A 3,110-nucleotide genomic window follows, 5' to 3' on the forward strand; every position below is an offset into this window, starting at 1 on the left:
CGAGTCTCGAGGCCGAAACGGCGAGACCAAGGGGGCCTCAACCCCGCGCCGCCGCAGGCGGCGCCAAAAAGACAGCAGTGTGCCACATAGTCCGATCCGACCCATTGCGATCTGCGACCTACTGCCCGGTAGCCCTATCCGAGTTCCGGCTTTGTTGGCAGACTGCCTACACTCGCCCCGAGACAGATAGTGTCGACCACGGGCGCGGAGCCCGCGTAGCGGATCCGAACCCACGGACCCGGAGCCCACCAAGCGATCCGATCCTCTTCGGAAGCCGGACAGCGGACCCCGATCCGCGGGAGCGGAGCCGAGGCGCGGCCCATCCCGCACAGCGAACACAGAGATTGCACACAGGAGGCTCAGTGCCCAGCCATGCCAGCGCGCGGATCACGAAGGTACTCGTAGCTAACCGAGGCGAGATTGCCGTGCGCGTTATCCGGGCGGCCAAGGACGCCGGCCTCGGCAGTGTCGCGGTTTACGCGGAACCCGATGCCGACGCACCCTTCGTCGAGCTCGCCGACGAAGCCTTCGCCCTCGGCGGGCAGACCTCCGCCGAGTCGTACCTGGTCTTCGACAAGATCCTGGATGCCGCCGCCAAATCCGGCGCCGATGCCATCCACCCGGGTTACGGCTTCCTCTCCGAGAACGCCGACTTCGCCCAGGCCGTCCTCGACGCCGGGCTGATCTGGATCGGCCCGTCGCCGCAGTCCATCCGCGATCTCGGGGACAAGGTCACCGCACGGCATATCGCCGAGCGGGCGAAGGCGCCGATGGCCGCGGGCACCAAGGACCCGGTGAAGAACGCCGACGAGGTCGTCGAGTTCGCGAAGAAGTACGGCGTGCCGGTCGCGATCAAGGCCGCGTTCGGTGGCGGCGGCCGCGGGATGAAGGTCGCGCACACGATCGAGGAGATTCCCGAACTGTTCGAGTCGGCGACCCGCGAGGCGGTCGCCGCCTTCGGGCGCGGCGAATGCTTCGTCGAGCAGTACCTGGACAAGGCCCGCCACGTCGAGGCGCAGGTGATCGCCGACCAGCACGGCAACGTGATCGTCGCCGGCACCCGCGACTGCTCGCTGCAGCGCCGTTTCCAGAAGCTGGTCGAGGAGGCTCCGGCCCCCTTCCTGACCGACGATCAGCGGGCCCGCATCCACGCCTCGGCCAAGGCCATCTGCAAGGAGGCCGGCTACTACGGCGCCGGCACGGTCGAATACCTGGTGCAGGGCGACACCGTCTCGTTCCTCGAGGTCAACACCCGCCTGCAGGTCGAGCACCCGGTCACCGAGGAGACCTCCGGTATCGACCTGGTCCGCCAGCAGTTCCGCATCGCCAACGGCGAGAAGCTGGAGATCACCGAGGATCCGACCCCGCGCGGCCACTCCTTCGAGTTCCGGATCAACGGCGAGGACGCCGGCCGCGGCTTCCTGCCCGCCCCCGGCCCGGTCACCGCGTACTCCGAGCCGACCGGCCCGGGTGTGCGCGTCGACTCCGGCGTGGTGGCCGGCAGCGTGATCGGCGGCCAGTTCGACTCGATGCTGGCCAAACTGATCGTCACCGGCGAGAACCGGACCCAGGCCCTGGAGCGGGCGCGACGTGCGCTCGCCGAGTTCCACGTGGAGGGTCTGGCCACGGTCATCCCGTTCCACCGGGCCATCGTCGAGGATCCGGCCTTCATCGGCGACGGCGAATCGTTCGATGTCTACACCAAGTGGATCGAGACCGAGTGGAAGAACACCGTCGAGCCGTTCACCGGCGGCGCCCCGGCCGAAGAGGATGAGGAGCCGCGGCAGAAGGTCGTGGTCGAGGTCGGCGGCCGCCGGGTCGAGGTCTCGCTGCCGGGTCAGTTCTCGATCGGTTCGGGTGCTCCCGCGGCCGGTGGCGCGGTGCGCAAGAAGCCGAAGCCGCGTACGCGGGGTGGCGCGGGCGGCGGCGCCGCCTCCGGTGACGCCGTCACCGCCCCCATGCAGGGCACCGTGGTCAAGGTCGCGGTCGAGGAAGGCCAGACCGTCGAGGCGGGCGATCTGATCGTGGTGCTCGAGGCCATGAAGATGGAGAACCCGGTCAACGCGCACAAGGCCGGCGTGGTCACCGGCCTGAACGTGGCGGCCGGCGCGGCCATCACCCAGGGCACCGTTCTCGCCGAGATCAAGTAGCACGCCCACTGTGGGCCGCCACCGGTATGCGACGGCATGCCGACCGGTGAGCCAACTGTAGATGCACACTGCTCCGGAGCGGGTGCGCGGCCGATTGCCGCCACCCGCTCCGGCGTATGGTGACTGGTGAGCCCAGTGCAACCGACGGCCGCGGAGGTGATCCGCGGCCGTTTCGCATCGGATAGCCGGGCCGACGGCCATCGGCTCGTCCTCGACGGGCTGCATCCCATGGATTTCCCGGCCATCCTGGCCAACGAGACCACCTTTCATCCCATCGCCACCGATATCCGTACCGGCGAACCGGTGGACCTGCCTCCGTTCATCGTGGACAAGGCGACGCTGCAGACCGCGCTCCGGGCGTCCTCCGGTCTGCCGCTACTGGCCGGCCCTCCGGTGGAACTGGGTGGACGCCGCTACTTCGACGGCGGCCTCTCGGAAACGGTCCCGGTACGCAGCGCACTGCAGGCCGGGGCCAGCCATGCCCTGATCCTGCGGGCCCGGGGCGCCGACGAACGCCGGCCACCGCCGCCCTGGTTTCACGACGTGGTCGGCGGCACCTATATGCGGTTCATCGCCCCCGGCGCCTACCGGGCATGGAAGCTGCGGCCGGGTCAGCAGGCGCTGGAGGACGGGGTGATCGCCGGGATGGGTGCGACGGCCTGCCAGATCCACCCGTCGGCCGGGTCACCGGATATCAGCAGTGTCGAAACCGATCCCGGCATTCTGGGGCGCGGTATGGAGATCGGCCGCCGCGTGGTAGCCGACCTCTTCGCGGAGTTCGGTCCCGTATCCGCCGAACCCTGCTGACCGAGGCCGCGGTCAGTCGAAGCGGATGCCCTGGGCCAGGGGTAGCTCGGTGGAGTAGTTGATGGTGTTGGTGGCGCGCCGCATATAGGCCTTCCATGCGTCCGAACCCGATTCGCGGCCGCCGCCGGTGTGCTTCTCGCCGCCGAACGCGCC

The 3,110-nt window shown here is 69.3% G+C and carries 2 protein-coding genes; both read left to right on the forward strand.

The window, feature by feature from the left end:
- Nucleotides 1-362 precede the first annotated feature (362 nt).
- Nucleotides 363-2,150, forward strand: coding sequence for an acetyl/propionyl/methylcrotonyl-CoA carboxylase subunit alpha (locus tag ACLML9_RS28275; RefSeq protein WP_411948352.1), 1,788 nt, complete (start codon nucleotides 363-365; stop codon nucleotides 2,148-2,150).
- A gap of 126 nt (nucleotides 2,151-2,276) precedes the next feature.
- Nucleotides 2,277-2,957: a patatin-like phospholipase family protein gene (locus ACLML9_RS28280; protein ID WP_411948353.1), complete on the forward strand. Its 681-nt coding sequence runs from the start codon at nucleotides 2,277-2,279 to the stop codon at nucleotides 2,955-2,957.
- The last annotated feature ends 153 nt before the right edge of the window (nucleotides 2,958-3,110 follow it).

This window comes from Nocardia sp. NPDC002869 (assembly GCF_046764065.1).
Taxonomy (GTDB): Bacteria; Actinomycetota; Actinomycetes; order Mycobacteriales; family Mycobacteriaceae; genus Nocardia; species Nocardia rhamnosiphila.